The sequence below is a fragment of the Kosakonia sacchari SP1 genome (genome assembly GCF_000300455.3).
Taxonomy (GTDB): Bacteria; Pseudomonadota; Gammaproteobacteria; order Enterobacterales; family Enterobacteriaceae; genus Kosakonia; species Kosakonia sacchari.
This window is the reverse complement of record NZ_CP007215.2, coordinates 3,072,514-3,093,387: the sequence shown is the minus strand read 5'-3', so window position 1 is coordinate 3,093,387 and position 20,874 is coordinate 3,072,514. Positions and strand designations below refer to the sequence as shown.

Annotated in this window: 22 protein-coding genes and 1 tRNA gene; 12 read left to right on the top strand and 11 right to left on the bottom strand. The window is 46.3% G+C overall.

Features of this window, described 5'->3' with window-relative positions; translation table 11 throughout:
• Window positions 1–47: 47 nt before the first annotated feature.
• Window positions 48–1,097 (bottom strand): porin OmpA, encoded by a 1,050-nt coding sequence (gene ompA / locus C813_RS37625; protein ID WP_017456226.1) that lies wholly within the window; start codon window positions 1,095–1,097, stop codon window positions 48–50.
• Between the two features lie 367 nt (window positions 1,098–1,464).
• Complete coding sequence (gene sulA / locus C813_RS37620) at window positions 1,465–1,974, bottom strand: SOS-induced cell division inhibitor SulA (RefSeq protein WP_017456227.1); 510 nt, start codon at window positions 1,972–1,974, stop codon at window positions 1,465–1,467.
• 218 nt (window positions 1,975–2,192) lie between these two features.
• Between sulA and C813_RS37615 the strand changes: the two genes are divergently transcribed.
• The gene (locus tag C813_RS37615; RefSeq protein ID WP_017456228.1) at window positions 2,193–2,813 is read left to right on the top strand and encodes a TfoX/Sxy family DNA transformation protein; all 621 of its coding nucleotides are present in this window, start codon (window positions 2,193–2,195) and stop codon (window positions 2,811–2,813) included.
• Here C813_RS37615 and yccS read toward each other — a convergent pair.
• Window positions 2,807–4,936 (bottom strand): YccS family putative transporter, encoded by a 2,130-nt coding sequence (yccS, locus tag C813_RS37610; protein WP_017456229.1) that lies wholly within the window; start codon window positions 4,934–4,936, stop codon window positions 2,807–2,809. The two genes, C813_RS37615 and yccS, sit on opposite strands and share 7 nt — an antisense overlap.
• Window positions 4,937–4,953: 17 nt before the next feature.
• The gene (locus C813_RS37605) at window positions 4,954–5,400 is read right to left on the bottom strand and encodes a YccF domain-containing protein (RefSeq protein WP_017456230.1); all 447 of its coding nucleotides are present in this window, start codon (window positions 5,398–5,400) and stop codon (window positions 4,954–4,956) included.
• Window positions 5,401–5,522: 122 nt separating this feature from the next.
• Between C813_RS37605 and helD the strand changes: the two genes are divergently transcribed.
• Window positions 5,523–7,577 (top strand): DNA helicase IV, encoded by a 2,055-nt coding sequence (gene helD, locus C813_RS37600; RefSeq protein WP_017456231.1) that lies wholly within the window; start codon window positions 5,523–5,525, stop codon window positions 7,575–7,577.
• A 30-nt stretch (window positions 7,578–7,607) separates the two neighbouring features.
• On the opposite strand, the gene mgsA is transcribed toward helD, so the two are convergent.
• Window positions 7,608–8,066 carry a methylglyoxal synthase gene (gene mgsA / locus C813_RS37595; protein ID WP_017456232.1) on the bottom strand — a complete coding sequence of 153 codons (459 nt, stop codon included), beginning with the start codon at window positions 8,064–8,066 and terminating at the stop codon, window positions 7,608–7,610.
• 137 nt (window positions 8,067–8,203) lie between these two features.
• Between mgsA and C813_RS37590 the strand changes: the two genes are divergently transcribed.
• Window positions 8,204–8,617: a CoA-binding protein gene (locus C813_RS37590; protein ID WP_017456234.1), complete on the top strand. Its 414-nt coding sequence runs from the start codon at window positions 8,204–8,206 to the stop codon at window positions 8,615–8,617.
• A gap of 28 nt (window positions 8,618–8,645) precedes the next feature.
• Here the strand turns inward: C813_RS37590 and hspQ are convergent, their stop codons facing one another.
• Window positions 8,646–8,963, bottom strand: coding sequence for a heat shock protein HspQ (gene hspQ / locus C813_RS37585; protein WP_017456235.1), 318 nt, complete (start codon window positions 8,961–8,963; stop codon window positions 8,646–8,648).
• 60 nt (window positions 8,964–9,023) lie between these two features.
• Complete coding sequence (gene rlmI, locus C813_RS37580) at window positions 9,024–10,214, bottom strand: 23S rRNA (cytosine(1962)-C(5))-methyltransferase RlmI (RefSeq protein ID WP_017456236.1); 1,191 nt, start codon at window positions 10,212–10,214, stop codon at window positions 9,024–9,026.
• 92 nt (window positions 10,215–10,306) lie between these two features.
• Here rlmI and yccX point away from each other — a divergent pair, with 92 nt between their 5' ends.
• Window positions 10,307–10,588 carry an acylphosphatase gene (gene yccX, locus C813_RS37575; RefSeq protein WP_017456237.1) on the top strand — a complete coding sequence of 94 codons (282 nt, stop codon included), beginning with the start codon at window positions 10,307–10,309 and terminating at the stop codon, window positions 10,586–10,588.
• On the opposite strand, the gene tusE is transcribed toward yccX, so the two are convergent.
• Both tusE and yccA read right to left on the bottom strand, forming a co-directional pair.
• Window positions 10,585–10,914, bottom strand: a complete 330-nt coding sequence (gene tusE, locus C813_RS37570; protein ID WP_017456238.1) for a sulfurtransferase TusE — start codon at window positions 10,912–10,914, stop codon at window positions 10,585–10,587. The two genes, yccX and tusE, sit on opposite strands and share 4 nt — an antisense overlap.
• An 88-nt stretch (window positions 10,915–11,002) precedes the next feature.
• Window positions 11,003–11,662: an FtsH protease modulator YccA gene (gene yccA / locus C813_RS37565; RefSeq protein ID WP_017456239.1), complete on the bottom strand. Its 660-nt coding sequence runs from the start codon at window positions 11,660–11,662 to the stop codon at window positions 11,003–11,005.
• Between the two features lie 272 nt (window positions 11,663–11,934).
• Here yccA and C813_RS37560 point away from each other — a divergent pair, with 272 nt between their 5' ends.
• Window positions 11,935–13,563 carry an ABC transporter substrate-binding protein gene (locus C813_RS37560; protein WP_017456240.1) on the top strand — a complete coding sequence of 543 codons (1,629 nt, stop codon included), beginning with the start codon at window positions 11,935–11,937 and terminating at the stop codon, window positions 13,561–13,563.
• A gap of 134 nt (window positions 13,564–13,697) precedes the next feature.
• Window positions 13,698–13,785: transfer RNA gene (locus C813_RS37555), tRNA-Ser, on the top strand.
• 214 nt (window positions 13,786–13,999) lie between these two features.
• On the opposite strand, the gene C813_RS37550 is transcribed toward C813_RS37555, so the two are convergent.
• On the bottom strand, window positions 14,000–14,482 hold the full coding sequence (locus C813_RS37550) for a hypothetical protein (RefSeq protein WP_017456241.1): 483 nt from the start codon (window positions 14,480–14,482) through the stop codon (window positions 14,000–14,002).
• Window positions 14,475–15,329: a winged helix-turn-helix domain-containing protein gene (locus C813_RS37545; protein WP_017456242.1), complete on the bottom strand. Its 855-nt coding sequence runs from the start codon at window positions 15,327–15,329 to the stop codon at window positions 14,475–14,477. The genes C813_RS37550 and C813_RS37545 overlap by 8 nt, the downstream gene beginning before the upstream one ends.
• Window positions 15,330–15,924: 595 nt before the next feature.
• Here C813_RS37545 and C813_RS37540 point away from each other — a divergent pair.
• From C813_RS37540 to C813_RS37520, 6 genes are read left to right on the top strand one after another with little or no spacing between them, the layout of a single operon-like run.
• Window positions 15,925–17,634 (top strand): ShlB/FhaC/HecB family hemolysin secretion/activation protein, encoded by a 1,710-nt coding sequence (locus tag C813_RS37540; protein WP_238593036.1) that lies wholly within the window; start codon window positions 15,925–15,927, stop codon window positions 17,632–17,634.
• A gap of 19 nt (window positions 17,635–17,653) precedes the next feature.
• Complete coding sequence (acpS, locus tag C813_RS46460) at window positions 17,654–18,046, top strand: holo-ACP synthase (RefSeq protein ID WP_071957296.1); 393 nt, start codon at window positions 17,654–17,656, stop codon at window positions 18,044–18,046.
• Window positions 18,039–18,794: an SDR family oxidoreductase gene (locus C813_RS37535; protein ID WP_017456244.1), complete on the top strand. Its 756-nt coding sequence runs from the start codon at window positions 18,039–18,041 to the stop codon at window positions 18,792–18,794. Before acpS ends, C813_RS37535 begins: the two co-directional genes overlap by 8 nt.
• A gap of 3 nt (window positions 18,795–18,797) precedes the next feature.
• Complete coding sequence (locus tag C813_RS37530) at window positions 18,798–19,364, top strand: hotdog family protein (RefSeq protein WP_025263668.1); 567 nt, start codon at window positions 18,798–18,800, stop codon at window positions 19,362–19,364.
• A gap of 3 nt (window positions 19,365–19,367) precedes the next feature.
• The gene (locus C813_RS37525; RefSeq protein ID WP_017456246.1) at window positions 19,368–19,649 is read left to right on the top strand and encodes an acyl carrier protein; all 282 of its coding nucleotides are present in this window, start codon (window positions 19,368–19,370) and stop codon (window positions 19,647–19,649) included.
• Window positions 19,650–19,679: 30 nt separating this feature from the next.
• Complete coding sequence (locus C813_RS37520) at window positions 19,680–20,840, top strand: aminomethyltransferase family protein (protein WP_017456247.1); 1,161 nt, start codon at window positions 19,680–19,682, stop codon at window positions 20,838–20,840.
• Window positions 20,841–20,874: the final 34 nt, after the last annotated feature.

Sequence of the window (20,874 nt, the reverse complement as noted above, 5' to 3'; positions counted from 1 at the left end):
GCAATAAAAAACCCCGCTGATGAGCGGGGTTTTTTTTAGACGGGAACTTAAGCCTGCGGCTGAGTTACAACGTCTTTGCTACCTTTAACTTCGATCTCAACGCGACGATCCGGAGCCAGGCAGTCGATCAGCGCTGCACGCGGTTTCACGTTGTCACAGGTGCTGCCAGTAACCGGGTTGGATTTGCCCATGCCACGTGCGGAGATTTTGTTAGCCGGGATACCTTTAGAAACCAGGTAATCAACTACGGACTGTGCACGTTTCTCAGACAGACCCTGGTTGTAAGCGTCAGAACCGATACGGTCGGTGAAGCCCAGAACCACTACGGAACCGTCTTTCGGATCCAAGTTGCTCAGCTGACCATACAGCTGATCCAGCGCCTGCTGACCTTCCGGTTTCAGCGTCGCTTTGTTGAAGTTGAACAGAACGTCAGACTTCAGAGTGAAGTGTTTGGTCTGTACTTCCGGAGCCGGAGCCGGAGCCGGAGCAGCTACTACCGGAGCAGCGTCTTCCTGCTGGCCGAAGCGGTAGGAAACACCTACGCTCAGCATGCCGTTGTCCGGACGAGCACCAACGGTGTTTGCATCACCGATGTTGTTAACCCACTGGTATTCCAGGCGGGTAGCGATATCGCGGGTAACTGCCCACTCAACACCACCAGCGAAGACCGGGGAAACACCGGTATCGTGATCTTTGAAGCCCTGGTTGTTCTGAGCGTCTGCACGCCAAACCATACCACCCAGACGAGTGTACAGGTCCAGATCGTCAGTTACCGGGTAACCCAGTTTAGCAGTCAGCTGAACGCCCTGAGCTTTGAACGCGCCGTTAACGGTGTCGCCTTTGTACGGCATACGACCCAGCCAGTCATAGCCCAGTTCGAAACCTACGTACGGGTTAACCTGGTAGCCACCGAACGCACCAGCACCCAGTTGGCTTTCGTGGGTCGGGCCATCGTTCTGCCATACCGCACCTTTGTCATGATACTGGGACCAACCCAGTTTACCACCTGTATACCAGGTGTTATCTTTCGGAGCGGCCTGCGCTACGGTAGCGAAACCAGCCAGTGCCACTGCAATCGCGATAGCTGTCTTTTTCATTTTTGCGCCTCGTTATCATCCAAAAATCGCCATGGGAATCTCTGTTGAGAAGCCACGGTTAAATCCTTCACCGGGGGCATTGCTCACTGACAACTCTGCAGATATCTTTACCGATATCTTTGGCTTATGCCGAGCACCCCTGGCGATGTAAAGTCTACAACGTAGTTGGAAACTTACAAGTGTGAACTCCGTCAGGCATATGAAAAAAAAGGCTTTGTATACACAATATTTAACACTTCTGATGAATCTTTCGCCACGGCTATTTCTGTGCAAAGCGCGCTACACAGGCTTTCACGCTGTATTTTGACGATAAATTTGAAGTCCTACCCTTACGCAAAAAACATCCTAGGAAAACTCCTAAATTTACTCAATGATACAAATTCGAGTGAATTTTTATCCCGGAAAGCTGTCTCGCAGCCAGAGGATCGTGGCGTACAGGTCGCATAACGAAGCCTATTGCATTGCCTTCTTCTGCCGCCATAGCTAATTGGCGATGTTCCTCAGCGGTGAGCTCTTCAGAATGCCAGCCAATAACGACGCTATAGTTACCGGTGCGCAATGCACGAATCATTGAGTCCAGTGTTACGCTTGGAGAAAGCTGGTTCACCTGCATCACCTTGGTAAGGGGTAATCCAGCGGATTGCACCCACTCACGGCTGAGTTTTTGTTGAGGCGTCAACCACAACTGCCAACGGGATTGTTGCCCGAGTTGCTGCAGCAAAGGCAGCAAAAGAAGCTGCGTCATCCAGGGCTGGTCCTCACGATAGACCATTTCGCTAATCAGCCCGGTAGTGATGCTTGAAGGCTCAACGTGGTTCAATTTGTTGAGTGTAGAAGCGAGTGTTGTCGAACGATTAGCATAGTCTGAAGTGTACATAATCAATCCAGCCCTGTGGGTTACTGTATGTTTATACAGTAACCTGTACATGCTCAGAGATCAACCTCATTTTCTGAAACTATCTCGCATTTTTGTTTTGTCCCTGCCACGTAATGAAAAATTTGCTTGCCGTCTTGCTCACAGTTGCCTATGTTCCTGCGTAGTGGTTTCACTAATTTAAAACTGGCTTTTACTACGTGATTTATAAGGGAAAAATCATGGAAGACCTATCTTATCAACGGATATATCAGTCGCGCGAATACCTCATGCCTCTCGGAACAATTTGTCACCGCGCTCATTTTGGCGGTTACAGCTTGTCAGTGGATAAAACTGTTTTCGCTATGGTTGCCGAGGGGGAACTCTACCTTCGGGCTTGTGAAGAGAGTGCGCAATACACGGTTACGCAAGATGCTCCTTTGCTGGTATTCAACAAACGCGGGCGTCAGGTTTCGTTAAATTATTACTTCGTTAACGAGAGCCTGTGGCGTGATCGCTCGTTACTTCTGCAACTTTCGGCACTTTCACTCGATGCTGCCCGGCGTGATAAGGATCGGCGCAGTGCCAGAATGCGATTGCGCGATCTGCCTAACCTTACTTTTCAACTTGAAGCTCAACTCCATGAAGCGGGGGTACTGGATGCGCATACACTGCGGATGCTCGGGGCAAAAGTTTGTTGGCTTCGATTGAGAAAAACAAATAAGCACCTGAGCGCGAAAGTGCTTCTCGCCCTGGAGGGCGCAATTGTCGGGCTTCACGAGGCTGCGTTACCGGCGCCTCGACGCCGGGAACTGATGGAGTGGTTTAAGGGGGTGTTGAAGAAAGGGGCAAATCCTTATTGAGTGATTTGGCTTTTCAGACGGCACACTTCAGGCAATAAAGCGATCAGCAGGCCAATCTGTTGCAGTACCAGTGGCTCTTTGCTATCCGGGCGCGGTTCCAGGTGTTTAATGCGTTGGGATAGATCGACAAGGGTATCCTGCACACGCTTTTGGTCTGCTGGTAGGTGATGCAGGGCATCGTCAACATAGCAGACTGCATCATCAAGCAAACGTAGGATATCCGGCTGGGTGAGTTGCTCACGATGTGCGCCAAGCGCGGAAATATAACTGGTAAAGGTATGATTCAAGCATAATAAACGGAACGCGGCATCGCGAAGTTCAGGTGAGGTTCCGGGTTCGGAAGACATATTTGAAACGACCGATGCCAGTTCCGCATCACGGTTATAGGCATTACGTCTTGCGATGCGGTAAGCAAGCCGGTTATCGCGTCCCTGATGGTACTGTTCAAGGATGGCATCAAGGTAGCGGCAGTTCGCGTCGAAGGCTTGCTCAGTGACGCGGGGCAGGTGCCGAAAACGCCAGTCCGGCCAGATAAAACTCACTGCCGCCCAGGCGATAGCACATCCAATAAGCGTATCAATAATACGGGGAAGCGCGACTTCAAATCCTTCGCCCAGCAAATTAAAGCACAGCAACACCAGCAATGTGATGAACATCGTGGCATGCGCGTATTGCACTGTTCGAAATGCAAAAAACAGTACGCCGGTGATGACGATGAGTATCAGTTGCCCTTCATGTGAGGGAACGAAGTAAAGTACCGGCAATCCGATCGCAACGCCAATCAGCGTACCAATTACGCGTAATGTCAGGCGGTGGCGAGTAGCGTTATAGTTCGGCTGGCAGACAAAAAGACTGGTCAGTAAGATCCAATAACCATGCTGTAGCCCCGTTATTTGGATAAAAGCATAACCGATACATAACACCACCGACATGCGCACTGCGTGACGAAAGAGTGCGGATTCGGGCGTCAAATTATTACGTAACCGCTGTCGTATGTCGTTAAAACCACTCAGACTATCGTCCGAAAGCTGATTTTCAGTGTCATTTGATAATGAGGGCTGTGATTGCCCGGATTCAATAGTTGCTAACTGAGCGTCAATAGCCCTTAGGTTATCCAGAAGAAAACCAAGCGCTTTCATATGCTTCTGCGGTGTGATGCCATTAGCGCGAAGGCGATCAAGGGCCGCGTCAAGGTGGATAAATGCCCGTTCGAAGCGAGAATCATGTTGATACGGAGTGCGAAGCAAGATGGCGCGTGATAACTGAGCGCATGCATGCGATTGCATGGAAAGTAAGCGCTGAAAGCGGAACATTACATCGCTGTAACGGAAGTGTTCGCGCAGTGTTTTGTATTGAATATGTGACGAACTGGCTCGTTCGTGAATATCTTGCGCCGCAAAATAGTAATGTAATGTTTGACGTGTGCCGCGCTGCCCACGGTCTCCGCGCAAGCGCGTGAGCAACGTGGCTTTAGTTTGATTGAGCGTGTTCACTAACAGCCCATTCGCCAGGGCTAAATCATAGAGCGGCGCCTGACTATCATCTTCAATATCCGGGTCGAAAAGGCGTGATTTCAGTTCAAGATAATGTGCCAGTTGTTCATAGCAGCGAGCCAGGTTGTCTTGTAGGGCGCGAATGGGGAAAACCAGATGTCCGACTAGCGTAAGCAAGTTAAACCAGATGGCCCCGGCTAATAGCAGCAGTGGTTGCTGATACCACTGTTCGAATAGAGAAATCCCCAGCATGGTGTAGACCGCAATGAGCAGTGCACCAAAAGCAATGGTGGCGTAGCGCTGTCCAAGCCCGCCAAGCAGGATAAAACCAATGGTGGATGTCACAAGACCAAGCGCAAACAACCATGGCCACGGGAAGAGTAACTCCACAGATGCAGACGCAATAAAAAAGCATACCAGCGTAATTATCAGGTTTTTCAAGCGCCCCGTCAGGCGGTCATCCAGGTCGGCAAGCGCGGCGGCAACGACGCCAAGCGTTAACGGGATGGTCAGTTTCACCTCGCCGAGTAGCCAGGGCAGCAAAGCAGTCCCGCAAAGCGCAATAAAAATTCTGACGTTATAGAGCCAGGCACTGTTCCATGTATAACGGCGAAGCAGAGGACTTAACATAATGACAAGCGATCCGATTATTGAAAACGACGGTGCGCATTGGCTTCACGGGCTGCGCGAGCGGTTTCTACAGAGACCACTCGTCGGCCAACTGGCCACAGCGCAATCGCAGCGATTTTAAAGTTCGCGACGCCAACGGGAATGCCGATGATGGTAAGACACTGCGCGATACCGGCGGTAATATGCATAATGCATAGCCACCAGCCAAACAGAACAAACCAGACAATATTCAGTAACGTTCCGCCCGCATTTAATAGGCTGTTTTTGCTCTGTGGTTCGAGTTCATCAATGTGAATGGCTTCATTTCCCCAGGGGATAAGTGAGAGCTTTGTGATTTCCCAGCAGGAGCGTGTCAACGGCAGAGTGATAATGAGCAGGGCGCTGATTATTGTTGCGAGTAGCCATCCGAATGTTGTGGCGAAACCACCAAGCACAAAATTTAGAATATTCAAAACAGTACGCATAAAACCTCAGTACAAACTGGTCGGTAGTGAATGCCAGTAATTGTAACGATTATTTGGGCTGGAGCGCCAATTCTCTGGCAGGTAAACTGGCAATTATTGTCACAAGTTGAGAACGATAAGTCATGGAACTGAAAGCGACCTCACTGGGAAAACGTCTGGCGCAACACCCTTACGATCGCGCAGTCATTCTGAACGCCGGCATTAAAGTGGCAGGTGACAGACACGAATACCTTATCCCTTTCAATCAGTTGTTAGCGATTGAATGCAAGCGAGGGCTGGTGTGGGGAGAAATGGAATTTCAGCTTGCCGACAACAAAGTGGTTCGTCTTCACGGAACGGAATGGAGCGAAACACAGCGCTTTTACCATCTTTTAAATGAGCGCTGGAACCGATGGAGTGCGGAAATGAGCGAGGTCGCTGCCGGGGTTTTATCTGAGCAACTGGAGCTGATTTCCGGGCGTATTGAGCCAACGAAATGGCTTACCCGCAAGCAGCTTCAGGGGCTACAGCAGCAATTGCAGCAGGCGTTTGCTGCATTGCCGATTCCAACAAGCCGATTACCTGAGTTTGATAATTGCCGTGAGCTCTGGCGCCAGTGCCAGTCGTGGCTGACGGATGTTGAGAAGCGCCGGGCAGAGCACAATCAAACTTATACTGAAACGATGGTTACTCAGTACGCCGCTTTTTTTGAGCAAGTCGAAACATCTCCTTTAAACCCGGCACAGGCTCGTGCCGTGATCAACGGTGAACACTCTTTATTAGTGCTTGCTGGCGCGGGCAGCGGAAAAACTTCGGTTCTGGTAGCCAGAGCTGGCTGGTTGCTGGCTCGTGGCAAAGCCTCGGCGGATCAAATCCTTCTGCTCGCGTTTGGTCGCAAAGCTGCCCTGGAGATGGATGAGCGTATCCAGCAACGGCTACATACCGAAGAGATTACCGCGCGCACTTTTCATGCGCTGGCGTTATATATCATCTCCCAGGGAAGCAAAAAGGTGCCCGCGTTAAGCGAGCTGGAAAATGATACGTCGGCTCGCTTGTCCTTGCTAACAGACACCTGGTGCCAGCAGTGCAGTGAAAAGAAAGCACAGGCGAAAGGGTGGCGTCAGTGGCTGGAAGAAGAGATGGAATGGGAAGTTCCTGAAGGCAATTTTTGGGAAGATGCAAAATTGCAACGCCGCATCGCTCCACGTCTCGATCGTTGGATTGGACTGATGCGCATGCATGGTGGTGCACAGGCGGAGATGATCGCCAGCGCACCAGATGACGTTCGTGATCTGTTCAGTAAGCGCATTAAACTAATGGCGCCGATTTTAAAAGCGTGGAAAGCCGAGCTAAAGTCTGAAAACGCCGTTGATTTTTCCGGGTTGATTCATCAGGCAATCAATGTGCTTGAAAAAGGGCGTTTTATTAGCCCATGGAAGCATATTCTGGTTGATGAATTTCAGGATATTTCACCGCAGCGCGCGGCTTTGCTGGCTGCGTTGCGTAAGCAAAACTCACAAACGACACTGTTTGCTGTCGGGGATGACTGGCAGGCTATCTACCGTTTCAGCGGCGCGCAACTTTCCTTAACCACCGCTTTCCATGACTATTTTGGTGAAGGCGATCTCTGCGCGCTGGATACGACTTATCGTTTCAATTCACGTATTGGCGAAGTGGCGAATCGCTTTATCCAGCAGAACCCATGGCAGCTTGCAAAGCCATTGAATAGTTTGAAAACAGGCGATAAAAAAGCAGTGACGCTGATGGCGCAGGATCAACTGGATGCACTATTAGATAAGCTCAGTGGATATGCAACGCCGGAAGACAGGATCCTGGTTCTGGCTCGTTATCATCACGGAAAACCTGCCGTTCTGGAGAAAGCAGCCACCCGCTGGCCGAAACTTCAGCTCGATTTTACGACTATACACGCCAGTAAAGGGCAACAAGCGGATTATGTGATTGTTGTGGGGCTGAAAGAGGGCGCGGATGGTTTTCCTGCCCCGGCGCGGGAATCCATTATGGAGCAAGCCTTGTTGCCGCAGGCGGAAGAGTTCCCTGATGCGGAAGAGCGGCGATTGTTGTACGTCGCGTTGACGCGCGCACGCCATCGCGTCTGGTTGTTGTTTGATAAAGATGAACCGTCACGCTTTGTCGACACGTTAAAATCGCTGGATGTGCCAGTCGCGCGAAAACCGTGAAACGAAGGCGGCCGCTGCGGCCGCCAGGACTTATTTCAGACGCTCAGCGAGGTAACGTTGGTAGTCCGGGATGAGGATGTCGACGCTGTTATTAAACTGCGGAGAGTCGATAATAAAATCAGCGGTAGATAAATTGGTTGCAACCGGAATATTCCACACCGTTGCAAGACGTAAGAGGGCTTTCACGTCAGGATCGTGCGGGACAGCATTAAGCGGGTCCCAGAAGAAAATCAGTACGTCGATTTTGCCTTCTGAAATCAACGCGCCGACTTGCTGGTCGCCGCCCATCGGGCCGCTCAGCATTGCGTTGACTTCAAGGCCGGTTGCTCGCTGAATCAAATTTCCGGTTGTACCAGTCGCATAGAGCTCATGCTTGGCCAGTACTGGCTGGTGACGTTCTACCCATTTCATTAATGATTGCTTGCAATGGTCGTGTGCGACCAGGGCAATATGTTTGCGCACGGGTAAGGTGCGAGTGGTTGATTCCATAATCCGCTTCCGTCAGTGATTTTCGCTACAGATTACTGGAAGCATCTGATGCTGCAAGAGAAGTGGATAAAAAAATCCGAAAATGGTCGAGTGGGTCTGTTTGATTTACACTTTGGTGACATCGCCGGGAGGAGAACATGAAAGAAACCGATATTGCCGCTATTTTACAGTCGACCCAAACTATTGCGCTGGTTGGAGCAAGTGATAAACCCGACCGACCAAGCTACCGCGTAATGAAGTATTTGCTGGACCAGGGTTATCATGTGATTCCCGTCTCGCCGAAAGTAGCAGGCACTACCCTTCTTGGGCAGCAGGGTTATGCAACGCTTGCCGATGTGCCAGAAAAGATCGACATGGTGGATGTTTTTCGTAATTCGGAAGCGGCGTGGGGGGTTGCTCAAGAGGCGATTGCCGTTGGCGCGAAAACGCTTTGGATGCAATTAGGGGTGATTAATGAACAAGCCGCTGTGCTGGCGCGTGAGGCGGGGTTAAGTGTAGTGATGGATCGCTGCCCGGCGATTGAGATCCCGCGGCTCGGTCTGGCGAAATAAAAAATACCCCGCATCTGGCGGGGTATTTTTAGTTGCGCAGGCGCGGAGCCTGAAGCTGTCGGCGAATGGTTCGCGCCAGTTCGTCCATGGATGGCTGCTCCGGATGTTCATCCGTAATTTCGCTTGTCAGTTGTGCTTCTGCCAGATATGTGTGCACTGGCTGGCCATCATCATCTTCCATCACGACATGATACCAGGGCAGCGCGCGGAGTTCGTCGTTCACCGCCAGTTCGTCTGCTGACGGTTCATCCAGTGAATACTCAGGATCGATATCGACCACTACGCCAAGATACCCCAGCAGTGAGTGGCGAACTTGCTGACCGATACCGAATTTGCTGGCAATCATTGTCACCTCCCGGGAACCTTACATACCCGCAGATATGCGGGCGCGGTTCCAAATTTCAAGTTACATGACGCGGCAGGCAAACCCTTTCAGATACAGCCCTTCCGGGTAGGTAGCGATCACAGGATGATCGGCGGCCTGACGGAACTGTTCTATAAATTGTACATCACGACCAGCATCTATTGCGGCGTCAGCAATGATTTTCTGAAATAAATCTGTGGCCATCAAACCGGAACAGGAGAAAGTGAGCAGTACACCGCCGGGATTGAGGAGCTGGATCGCCAGCATGTTGATGTCTTTATAACCGCGACAGGCGCCCATTAACTGGCTTTTGTTTTCCACGAACTTTGGCGGGTCCATCACGATGACATCGAAAGTTTCGCCCTGATCGCGATATTTGCGCAGTAGTTTGAATACGTCGTCGCGAACAAATTCTGCTTTGCTTAAATCCAGCGCGTTCAGCGTAATGTTCTGTTTTGCGACATCCAGCGCTTCCTGCGAGGTATCCACACTAACGACCTGGCGGCATCCGCCCATCAGCGCGGAAACAGCAAAGCCGCCGGTGTAGGAAAAGCAGTTTAATACGCGCTTGTCTGCCACGTAGCGACGTGTTGCCAGCCGGCTGTCACGCTGATCGAGGTAGTAACCGGTTTTATGCCCACCCTGAATATCGACAAACAACTTCATGCCGTGTTCTTTAATAGGCAACAATGCGGGCGGCAGTTCGCCGGCCACCACCCCTTGCGAGAGTTCCAGCCCCTCTTTTTTACGCACGGCAACATCGCTGCGATCGTAAATCGCACATTGTGGATAGAGTGACTGGAGCGCTGAGATAATGGCTGGTCGCTGGTATTCAGCCCCTGCGCTAAGAAGTTGAAGAACAAGAAAATTATCGAAACGATCAATGGTTACGCCTGGTAACCCGTCTGATTCGCCAGCAATCAGGCGATAGCTGTCGAGACCATCGCGTTGCGCCAGCCAATCTCGCCACTGCTGCGCTTGTTGTAGGCGACGGGTGAAGAACGCGATATCAATGCTTTCATTTTTATCGAAAGTCCAGACGCGAGCACGAATCTGCGATGCAGGAGATAATGCTCCACGCGCCAGCCACTTGCCCTGATGATCGACGATATCAACTGTTTCACCGAGGCTGGCTTTGCCTTCCATTCGCGCTACCGCGCCGGAGAAAATCCAGGGATGACGGCGAAGCAGGGATTTTTCGCGCCCTTTGGCTAACACTAAACGTACACTCATATTCGGCTATTCTATAAACTGAAGAAAATGGGCGCTATTGTCACGGGTTCACCGGGCAAATGCAACGAGCCTGAGTCGAAAGGGGGTCAAAGATGGCACATGTCTGCACAATCGCCTGGGTACACGGAATGGTGCAGGGCGTCGGGTTTCGCTATACCACACAGCACGAAGCGCAGAAGCTGGGTTTAACGGGGTATGCACGTAACCTTGATGATGGCAGCGTTGAAGTGGTTGCGTGCGGTGACGAGCAAGCGGTCAATCAGTTGGTTGCGTGGTTAAAAGCAGGGGGGCCGCGTAGTGCCCGGGTTGACAGAGTGCTTGCCGAACCGCATCAACCCGGCAGGGAATGGACAAACTTCGGTATTCGCTATTAGATGCACTTCACCGGTTTTGGCAAACCCGCGATCTTTGTCGCCTGTTTAGCAGGCCCTTTTGGAAACAGGCGGTACAAATAGCGGCTGTTGCCTTTTTCTTCGCCAAATTTATTCGCCATCGCTTTTACCAGCATGCGAATGGCGGGAGACGTATTGAATTCCAGGTAAAATTCGCGCACAAAGCGCACCACTTCCCAGTGCTCAGGAGAGAGAACTATGTTCTCTTTCTCTGCAATGACAGGCGCTAAGGCTTCACTCCACAGAGTCGTGTCTTTTAGATAGCCTTCGCTATCGGTTTCGATTTCTTTACCTTCAAAGATCAACATAATTTTTCGCAGCGTTAGTCAACAACGGCGGAAGTGTAGCAAAAAATAAAGCCCCGCATAAGCGGGGCTAATCGGGAGTCAAGATTGTTTAATCTCGATTGGCGAAACCCAGAATACTCAATAGGCTGACAAAGATGTTGTATAGCGACACATAAAGGCTGACAGTGGCGCGGATGTAGTTGGTTTCACCACCATGGATGATATTGCTGGTTTCATACAGGATAGCGCCGCTGGAAATCAGGATGAATACAGCGCTGATTGCCAGGTGCAACGCTGGCAACTGCAAGAAAATGTTCGCGACCATGCCAATCAGTACTACCACTACACCCGCCATCAGCATGCCACCGAGGAAGGACATATCCTTGCGTGTCGTTAACACGTATGCGGAGCAGCAGAAAAAGACCAATGCAGTGCCGCCCAGTGCCAGACCAATCAGATCGCCCATTCCTGCTGAGAGATATGCATTAAGCATTGGCCCGAGGATGTAGCCGAGGAAACCAGTGAACGCGAACGCAGCCAGAATACCTGTCGGTTTGTTCGCCAGCTTATAAGTTAGGAACATTAAACCGTACATCCCAACCAGCGTCAGGATCAGGCCCGGAGAAGGCAACATTAATACGGTGCTGGCAGTCGCCGTAATTGCGGAAAACGTCAGCGTTAAGCTTAAAAGGAAATAGGTGTTACGCAGAACTTTGTGCGTACTTAGCAGGGAAGTACGGTCACGCGATGAAGTAATAATACGATCCATGAGTCACTCTCTTATGACAGATGTAATTGTTTGCAGAGTCTAAAAAAGTCTCTCTTGCTGACAAAGTTGTTTTACCCATCTTTACTCATAAAGCAGCGGTGCTGACACAGTGTTTCATGCGCAGTAATGAGCGCTACGCAGCATAAAGGAATAAATGTGAGGCAGATCCATACTGGTGTCTTATATGTCACTGAAATCTATTGCTATATAACTATTGGGACGCTAAGAGTGTAATCGCGGCGTGACAAAGTACATTATTAAGGCGAAAGGACATGAAACCACAAACACGTAACCACATTGCACTTTCATTATTCACTATCGGCATTCTGAGCGCATGCTCTGGCGCGTTTGCCGCGACGGTACCCGCAGGAACAACGCTTGCTGAAAAACAGGAGCTAGTGCGTAACAATGGCAGCGAGCCTGCATCGCTGGATCCACATAAAGTGGAAAGCGACGTCGAGTTCAACATTATCAGCGATATTTTCGACGGGTTGGTTGCAGTTAAGAAAGATGGAACCATTGAACCTCGGCTGGCGGAAAAATGGGAGAACAAAGATAACACTGTCTGGATTTTCCACTTACGCCCGGGGATCACATGGTCTGATGGTACGGCGATCACGGCAAAAGATGTGGTCTGGAGCTGGCAACGTTTAGTCGATCCGAAAACGGCATCCCCTTATGCCAGCTATCCCGGAAATATTCATATTGTTAATGCCGCTGATATCGCGCAAGGAAAAAAAACGCCTGATACGCTTGGTGTGAAGGCGTTAGACGATTCAACGCTGGAAGTCACTTTGACGCAACCTACGGCATCTTTCCTGCCGATGCTGGCGCATCCATCTCTGGTTCCGGTAGACAGCGTGTTGATCAATCGTTTTGGTGATAAATGGACAAAGCCGGAACATATTGTGACGAGTGGTGCTTATAAGATCACCGATTGGGTCGTTAATGAACGCATTGTTGCCCAGCGCAATACACGTTATTGGGATAATAAAGCGACGGTGATTAATAAGGTCACTTACCTTCCTATCAACGCTGAAACTGCGGACGTTAACCGCTATAAAGCCGGTGAGATTGATATTACCTACACTATTCCTGTGAATCAGTTTGCGCAGTTAAAGAAAACGTTAGGCGCTCAGGTGCATGTTGCTCCGCAACTGGCGACTTATTATTACGAGTTTAATACCACTAAGCCGCCCTTTAACGATCCACGAGTCCGCCGCGCACTCAATATGGCGCTGGATAAAGATGTCATCGCGGATAAAGTGATGGCACAGGGGCAGCGCCCTGCATGGGTAGTGAGCCAGCCAGAAATTGGTGGTGTGAAAATAGCATCACCTGATTACGCATCATGGCCGCGGGAAAAACGACTGGCCGAAGCGAAAAAACTCCTTAATGAAGCTGGCTTTAATGATGAACACCCACTGAGTTTCAGCCTTCTTTATAACACGATGGAAACACATCAGCGGATCGCGATTGCCGCAAGCTCAATGTGGCAAAAAAATCTTGGCGTTAATGCAAAGCTGCAAAACCAGGAGTGGAAAACCATGCTCGATACCATGCATACGGGTAATTTTGATGCGGTACGGTATGCATGGATTGCAGATTATGCTGATGCAGCCACTTTCCTGAATAATTTCCGTACCGGCGACAGTGAAAACACGAGCAAATACAGCAATCCGGCGTATGACGAAGCCCTGAAAAGTGCAGCGAAAGCAAAGGATATTGCTGAGCGTGGTAAATATTATCAGCAGGCAGAGGATATCCTTGGAGAGGATGTTCCGGCTATCCCGGTTTATCATTATGTTCGTACGCATCTGGTGAAGCCTTGGGTGGGTGGGTTTGCGCCCGATAGCCTGGGGGTATACCTGACAAAAGATATGTACATTGAGAAACACTGATCTTAGATGCGCTGAATAAACGGTCATTGTGCTGGTATTTCAATCTAACAACACGATTTTGATGGTTTTTCAGGCAAACAAACATTCCCGGGCTTTACATGAGACTCGAGGATGTTTATAGTGCGCCTCACACCGGAAGTGTGGCCGAGCGGTTGAAGGCACCGGTCTTGAAAACCGGCGACCCGAAAGGGTTCCAGAGTTCGAATCTCTGCGCTTCCGCCAAATATAAAGCCCCAGCTTACTAAGTAAGCTGGGGCTTTTTTTATTCCGAAAAATCAGCTATGGGTGCATTCAATCCATTTCTGGGCTTGTATAGGGAATGCGTGAATTACATTGATGTTCAATCAGCCTGGCTGTTGTTATTAAAGATGAAAGCAGGGGAGAACTGGTTTGGTCGTCCCCATCAGGCAAATTTAATGACCTTCGCTTACTTTTTTTAGCGGGCGCAAAAGAACAGCGGCCGTTTACCAATGGTGAAGAGAAATCCTTGCGATCCTTGAGGATGGATTGAATACGTGATGCTTTTATTCGGATAAACGTAAAAGCCGGGCAACACAGTAGCGATGACTTTATCCGGTAAGGTTTCCAGGCTATCGACTTTGTTTATCCCGGATGACTGAAAATTGTAGGTGCCGCGATTTTCGGTCCAGGTAAAAGAGATATCTCTTCGTATAGTGCCTTCTGGGTGCGTGTTTTCCAGATAACTTCCGCTTACTGAAACGATTCCACTTCTTTTTTCGTTATTGTACATAAAATCGAAAGTAATGTTGGCTTGTGTGCCTTTATGAAAAACAATCATTGAAGCGCTACAACTCTCAGCATTTCTATTTTTTATAAGCAATGAGTAATAAAAATATCCCGCCACAATCCCTACGCTTATAAAAATCAGACTTAGAAATAAGATTGCTTTTTTAGTCACCGTTTACTCCCCTGATTAAAAGTGAAATGCATCCTGGTGATGATGTTGTCGAGAATTTATTCTTGCAGACTAAAGCAGCGAGTGATGGTGAAGTCTGTGATGTTGGGAAATAGATCCAGGGATAATTTTTACAATTCAAACCGGAGTCTTTAATAAGAGATTTATATTTCAGGTAATATTCATTGTTATCATGGCTGTCATCCTTAGTGTAAAAATAACAACCATCTTCCTTTTCAATAAATTTATAACTTTCAAAAAAATCAGCATCATTATTAATATTCCATGCCAGGTAAACGACGAGTAGACCTACGATAAATGAGGCTGAAGCAGCGAAAACTCCATTCGACATTGCAAATGGCTTCTCTTTCGTAATCGTACGAGCGTCTGTTTCCGCAGGAAGAACTTGATCGTTCACATCATTCTTGGGCTGATTAAACACTTCAGGAATGTTATAAGTTGTTTGATTACTGGTAGTAGAAACAGGGAAAGGTGTAGCCGGTTCGTTATCGTTTCGCCTGGAGATTTTTACACTGTCATCTATCTGAAAACCTTTCCGGGGAATGGTTGCAATAAGTCTTCTGTCTGTCTCACCAACAGCACGCAGTCCACGGCGAACAATGGATATATTTTGGTAGAGCGTGTTCGTTGGAACTAACATTCCTTCTTCTTCCCAAACTTTCTTAAAAAAATCTTGTTGAAGTACAATATCTGGAGATGCTTCAAGCAGTAAGAGAAGGCAACGGCTGGCTGGCGATGTAAGCGTGACATTCATTTCAGGGTTATTTACTGAGGACAGTCTTTTCATTCCCGGTCTGAATTCAATGTTGTCGTTGATAATCCAGTACATATATATTCCAAAGCAGCCAGAGGCTGTGTCCTTTATTAGCAATGTATGTAATAGGTTAAAATGTCAGGTTATTAATTTCAGCATAACAATAGATATATTGCTATGTTTTTTACAACAATCGAAGCTGTCAGACTGATGATTGTATCGTAGATTGATTATTAACCAGTGCTATTGATACAACAACCTAAAAAAATCTTGATAGTTAGCCCGGTCCTGCTGAGTGCCAGAGTCAGGTATATATCTTAAATTTAATTTTGTTGCTTTAAAATCTTATTTAAGAGTGCAAAGTTGAAGGGCTATTCTTGCGAGAATACATATTTATAAAATATATAATTGCTTGATGCTAATGGCATGATGTTTCTCTATATGGTGTTTAAGGTTGAAGGGGGCAGGATTATCCCAGAATAGATGTTTTAGCGCTCTATTATGTGCTGAAATCACTGTTAAACCACCAGTGGTTGATCTGACAATAGCAAAGATAATTAACTGAATGCATAATTTTTGATTATGTATTATGTCAACAATATTACCACTGAAATAATATTGGAAGTTTAACGGGTGTTGATTTTTATTCTTTAAGGATAATTAAGTTGTTTTGGCTGTTGTTATGAAGATAATGGCAGTTGTTAGGCGTTCTCATACTTTTAATTTTTTTGAGGTTATGGAAAATAAATTTTATTTCTTAGCTTTCATTTTGCTATGCAGTGCTCGTGCGTATGCTGATACTCAGTTAGAACGACTAGCCAAAGAACAGCAAAAAAATGATAACAACACCGCTCTGGAAAACCGGATTGATAAAAAAGATGTTTTCTCGAAAGTTGAAGATAAAAATGTTATAGATTTTAAATTGCCCTCTGAAAAGGATTGTTATCCTATTGTAGAACTTATCCTCGAAAACGAATTTTTGGATAATAAAATGATTCGAAATATAAAGGATGAGATCTCGAACAGTTGCCTTGGTACGAAAGGTATTGAATATGTTGCGACGTACTTGCAGGATTATTATATAAAGGCCGGATATGTAACAACTCGCGTGAATATTCCTGTACAAAACTTAAAGGGAAAAAAGTTACAGCTAACTATTTCAACAGGAAGGATCAATAAGGTAATCATTGCAAAAGATGACATCAGAAGTTGGATCCTGCCATTTACATCAGGTGATATTCTTAATCTGCGAGATATTGAACAGGGGCTGGAGAATTTGCAGAAAGTTCCAGGTGTTGATGTTAAGATCAATATCGTGCCAGGAAATCGCGACGGCGATAGCGATATTGTGATCAACACTAATCGTAATAAATTATGGAATATCAGGACGACGTATAATAACTGGGGTGATAGAAGTACAGGAAAAATACTTACAGGTATTTCAGGTTATTTGTACAACTCTGCAAGGCTTGGCGATCTTTTTTATTTGGCGGGTACCAGCAGTACAACTGGCGGATATAAAAGCATCAGCACCTTTTATAGCATACCTGTAGGTTTTTGGGATTATGAAGTTTTCTACAGTAGTAGCATGTCTCGCCAGCGTGTAGGACTGAGTTATTGGGATTTAAACTATCAGGGAAAAAATCAATACTTTAGTTTAAAAGGAACCCGAACCCTTTTCCGCAATACGGATAAAAAAATAACCGGGAGCGTAGAAATATTAAGGCGTAGAGTTGCGTATCAATTGGGTGGCGTGGATTTAGCGCTGCAAGAGCGAGATATGGGTAATCTGCGCCTTGGGTTGAATTTTAAACAAAATCTCCAGGATGCGACGTTAGACTCCTCCCTTAGCTGGCAGCGTTTTATGACTTGGTTGGGTGGTGAGAAAACACCAGATATGGTGTCAGGGGATGTGAGTTCTACAAGCCAAGTTTTTAATCTGAATACAAACTATGTTAAATGGTTCAATGCCGAACCTTTGCTCTATTATTATGAATTAAATATGGGTGCTCAATTTTCGCAATCATCGTTAACACTACAAGATCAATTTACAATCGGCAGTCGATGGAACGTTAGAGGCTATGAAACCAGTACGGGATTAGACGGAAATAAAGGATTTTATATCCAGAATACATTCCATTTCCCTATCGGGGATTATAACTCTGAATTATATTTTGGTGCGGATTATGGACAGATTGCAGGTGAGATATACCCACAAAATGCTTTGGATGGGAAAAGGATAATTGGGTCAATCATTGGGGTTAAGGGAACAATTAAGTCACTAGGATATGATATTTCTTTATCAGCTCCCTTAATATCCCCGGCTGGCCTCGTTGAAGATCAATTTATATCTAATTTTAATATAACTTATCAACTGTAACCTTATGGAAAATGCAGGAATACGTATCGGTACCGATATCGTTGAGGTAGAACGGATCACCAACGCGATTAACAATGGCGGCGTGTATTTTTTACAGCGTGTATTTACAAAAAATGAGATAATAAAAATTAATGCCAATGAACCTGATTTTGAAAGGGCATCCGGATTCTGGGCAGCGAAAGAATCAATTGTTAAAGCGCTTGGTTGTGGTTTCCGGAATGGAGTGTGCTTTAAAGATATTGAGATAAATCATGATGAATATGGTTGTCCCTCTTTCTTATTTACTGGAAGATTGAACGAAGTAATAAAGGAAAGTGGTGTTGTTGACGTGTCACTTAGCATATCGCATTGTCGTACTCATGCCGTAGCTGTATCTGTTGTTAACTCAATTGTGTGTAATGGAAATGTATAAATATAATGATCTAAAAGGCAAAACAGTTTTGATATCAGGAGCCAGTGGTGACATTGGTATTGCCATCTGCGAAAAATTTCTGGAGCAAGGATGTGAAGTCTACGCATTGTATAATACCAATGCGGATCGTTTAAACGAGCTAAAAGAAAATGACTCAGTAGGGCAAAGATTAAATATATTGCAATGTGATATAGCTGATCCTGAAAAGGTGGCTACATTAATGACATATTTAAATGCTAAAGTAACGAAAATCGATGTATTAGTGAATAACGCCGGTATTGTTAAAGACAGTCTCTTTGCGTCAATGACTTTTGAAGACTTTAGTACTGTTATTGATACAAATATGCTGAGTACTTTCAGATTAACGAAGGAAGCTTTAATGCTGTTGAGATGTTCAGAAAGTCCCGCGATTATCAATGTTGCGTCTATAGCAGCTGTCATTCCAAGTGTAGGCCAGGTTAATTACAGTGCGTCAAAAGGTGCTTTGCTCGGTTTTACCAGAACATTAGCCGCAGAATTGGCCCCTCGAGGTGTGCGAGTGAACGCAGTTGCTCCTGGAATGATTGAATCGAGGATGGTAAAGAAAGTTTCTCGTACTGTGGTGCGTGAGGTTACTCATTCCATCCCTTTGAAACGTTTAGGGCAGTGTCAGGAAGTAGCAAATACAATTGTGTATTTAAGCTCTTCTGCCGCCAGTTATATTGTTGGCCAAACTATCGTGATCGATGGTGGCCTGGTTATGCGGTGATTTATGTCCAGATATTCTATTCCTTCAAAACTTTTTCTTGAAATGGGCGGGTGGCGGCAACCCTTATTAATGGTTGACAGAATAGATGATTATAAATATGGGGAAAATGGGTATGTGCAGATCGTAAAGCATATTACTTATAATGAACCCTATTTACTTGGCCACTTTCCAGATGACCCTATCATGCCCGGTGTTCTCATTGCGGAGATATTTGGTCAGGCAAGTGAGTATTTTTCATTTATTACTGATATTTGTGATATTTATTTTGAAGAGTTTGGTGTTGAATTAAAAAGCTTACGAGATATTTATGCGAAAATCCATCAGCAAGAGTTATTGGATATCATTCGAAAAAGACGTTCGCAAGTGCGTGGCGTATTAGCAGCGCAAAATTTAAAATTTAAAGATATTGCTTATCCGGGAGATACGATCGAGGTTACAAGCAAGCTGGCATTTTCAGATCCAACTGGGTTTAAGCACTATTCCGTGACGGCTAATGTGGGTAAAAAGTTAATTAGTCAGGGAACAATAATTAACTACCGTGAAGCGAAACACATCATTAATGGGACATAAGCAATGACAACGATGCATGATAATATCCAGGAACGTAAAAATGTACTTTTCACAATCAAAACCGAAATCATCCAGCGATTAAATATTCAAAGGGATGAAACGCAAATTGATGACGATACACCATTATTTGGTAACGGTTTAAAGCTGGATTCAGTGGACGCGACAGAAATTATTGTTTTACTTGATAAGGTTTTTAATATCCAGGTAAGTGAAGGAGACGATCCTTCTTACATGCGTAGCATTAATAATTTGGCATCATTTGTTATTACAAAAAAACGTTCCTGATTTTTTGATCAATTTACCCGAAGAGGTTTTATGAAGTCTCTTAATGATTTGCATCTGGAAAACAATGCCTGGATGGGCATTTATAATAATCACACTGTACCCGTAGCGTATCACGATCTTGCAATTGAATATAAAGCAGTCAGAGAAAATGCCTTACTCGTCGATTATTCACATATGTCTATCGTTAGTGTGATGGGCGATGATGCATGGGCTGTAGTGAATCATATGGCCTCTGCAGATATCTCAATCATTCGCGATGAACAAGGTATCTATTCATTGGTATTAAATGAGGATGGAACCATCCGTGGGGACATGTATGTGCTCTGTACCTCTGACGGTTATTACCTCCTTTCAGAAAACATCCCGGCGTCGGAGATAATCGAACGTCTTACTTCAATTTTAGAAAGCAGTGAAGAACTTGATATCGTTGAACTGCCGGAGATTAACTCTATGGCAGATAGCGGCTGGGGCGCTATTATGCTGGAAGGACCTTACTCCTGGGAAGTTATGTCAGAAATATATGGCTACGACATTATTGGTTTACCTTATTTTGAATACATTAATGAGGCCGATGAACTGGTCATCTTCCGCTGTGGAAAACATGGCGAATTTGCCTATATGGCCATTGGTCAGGAACCCGCTCTGGTGAAATTATGGGAAAACATCCTTTCGATTGGTGATAAATATGAATTGAAAACAGGTGGTATTCAGTACCAGGATATTGTTCGTCTTGAAAACACCGGATGGGATGAAAGTATTTTTTCCGGGTATAGCAAAAACCCGATTGAGCTGCAAATGCAATGGGCAATTCAATACGATAAAGAAAATTTTATTGGCAAGTCAGTGATAGAGCCACAGTCCCATAACCAGGGGGAGCGTAAACTCGTTGGTATGCTCCCAACTGCAGAGTGCAGTGGTATTAAATCTGATGATAAAGTTTTGGTTGAGGGTAAAGAGGTTGGCATTATTGTTAAATCCGGGTTTTCCCCTGCGCTACAATCTTTTATCTCGCTAGCTTTGATTGATAATGACTATGCTTTGGCGGATATCCCAGGGTTTGAAATTTTAACGGCAGAAGAAAATATCCCGGCCAGAACCCAAAGCGTGCCGTTTTTATATAACTTAAGTATGTTGGTTAATCCGGCTGAGCATAGTTATATTGATTCATCAAAGTCAAAGCGAATTATGTGACTCTAATAATTAAAATAAAAGTAAAGCGGCAGAT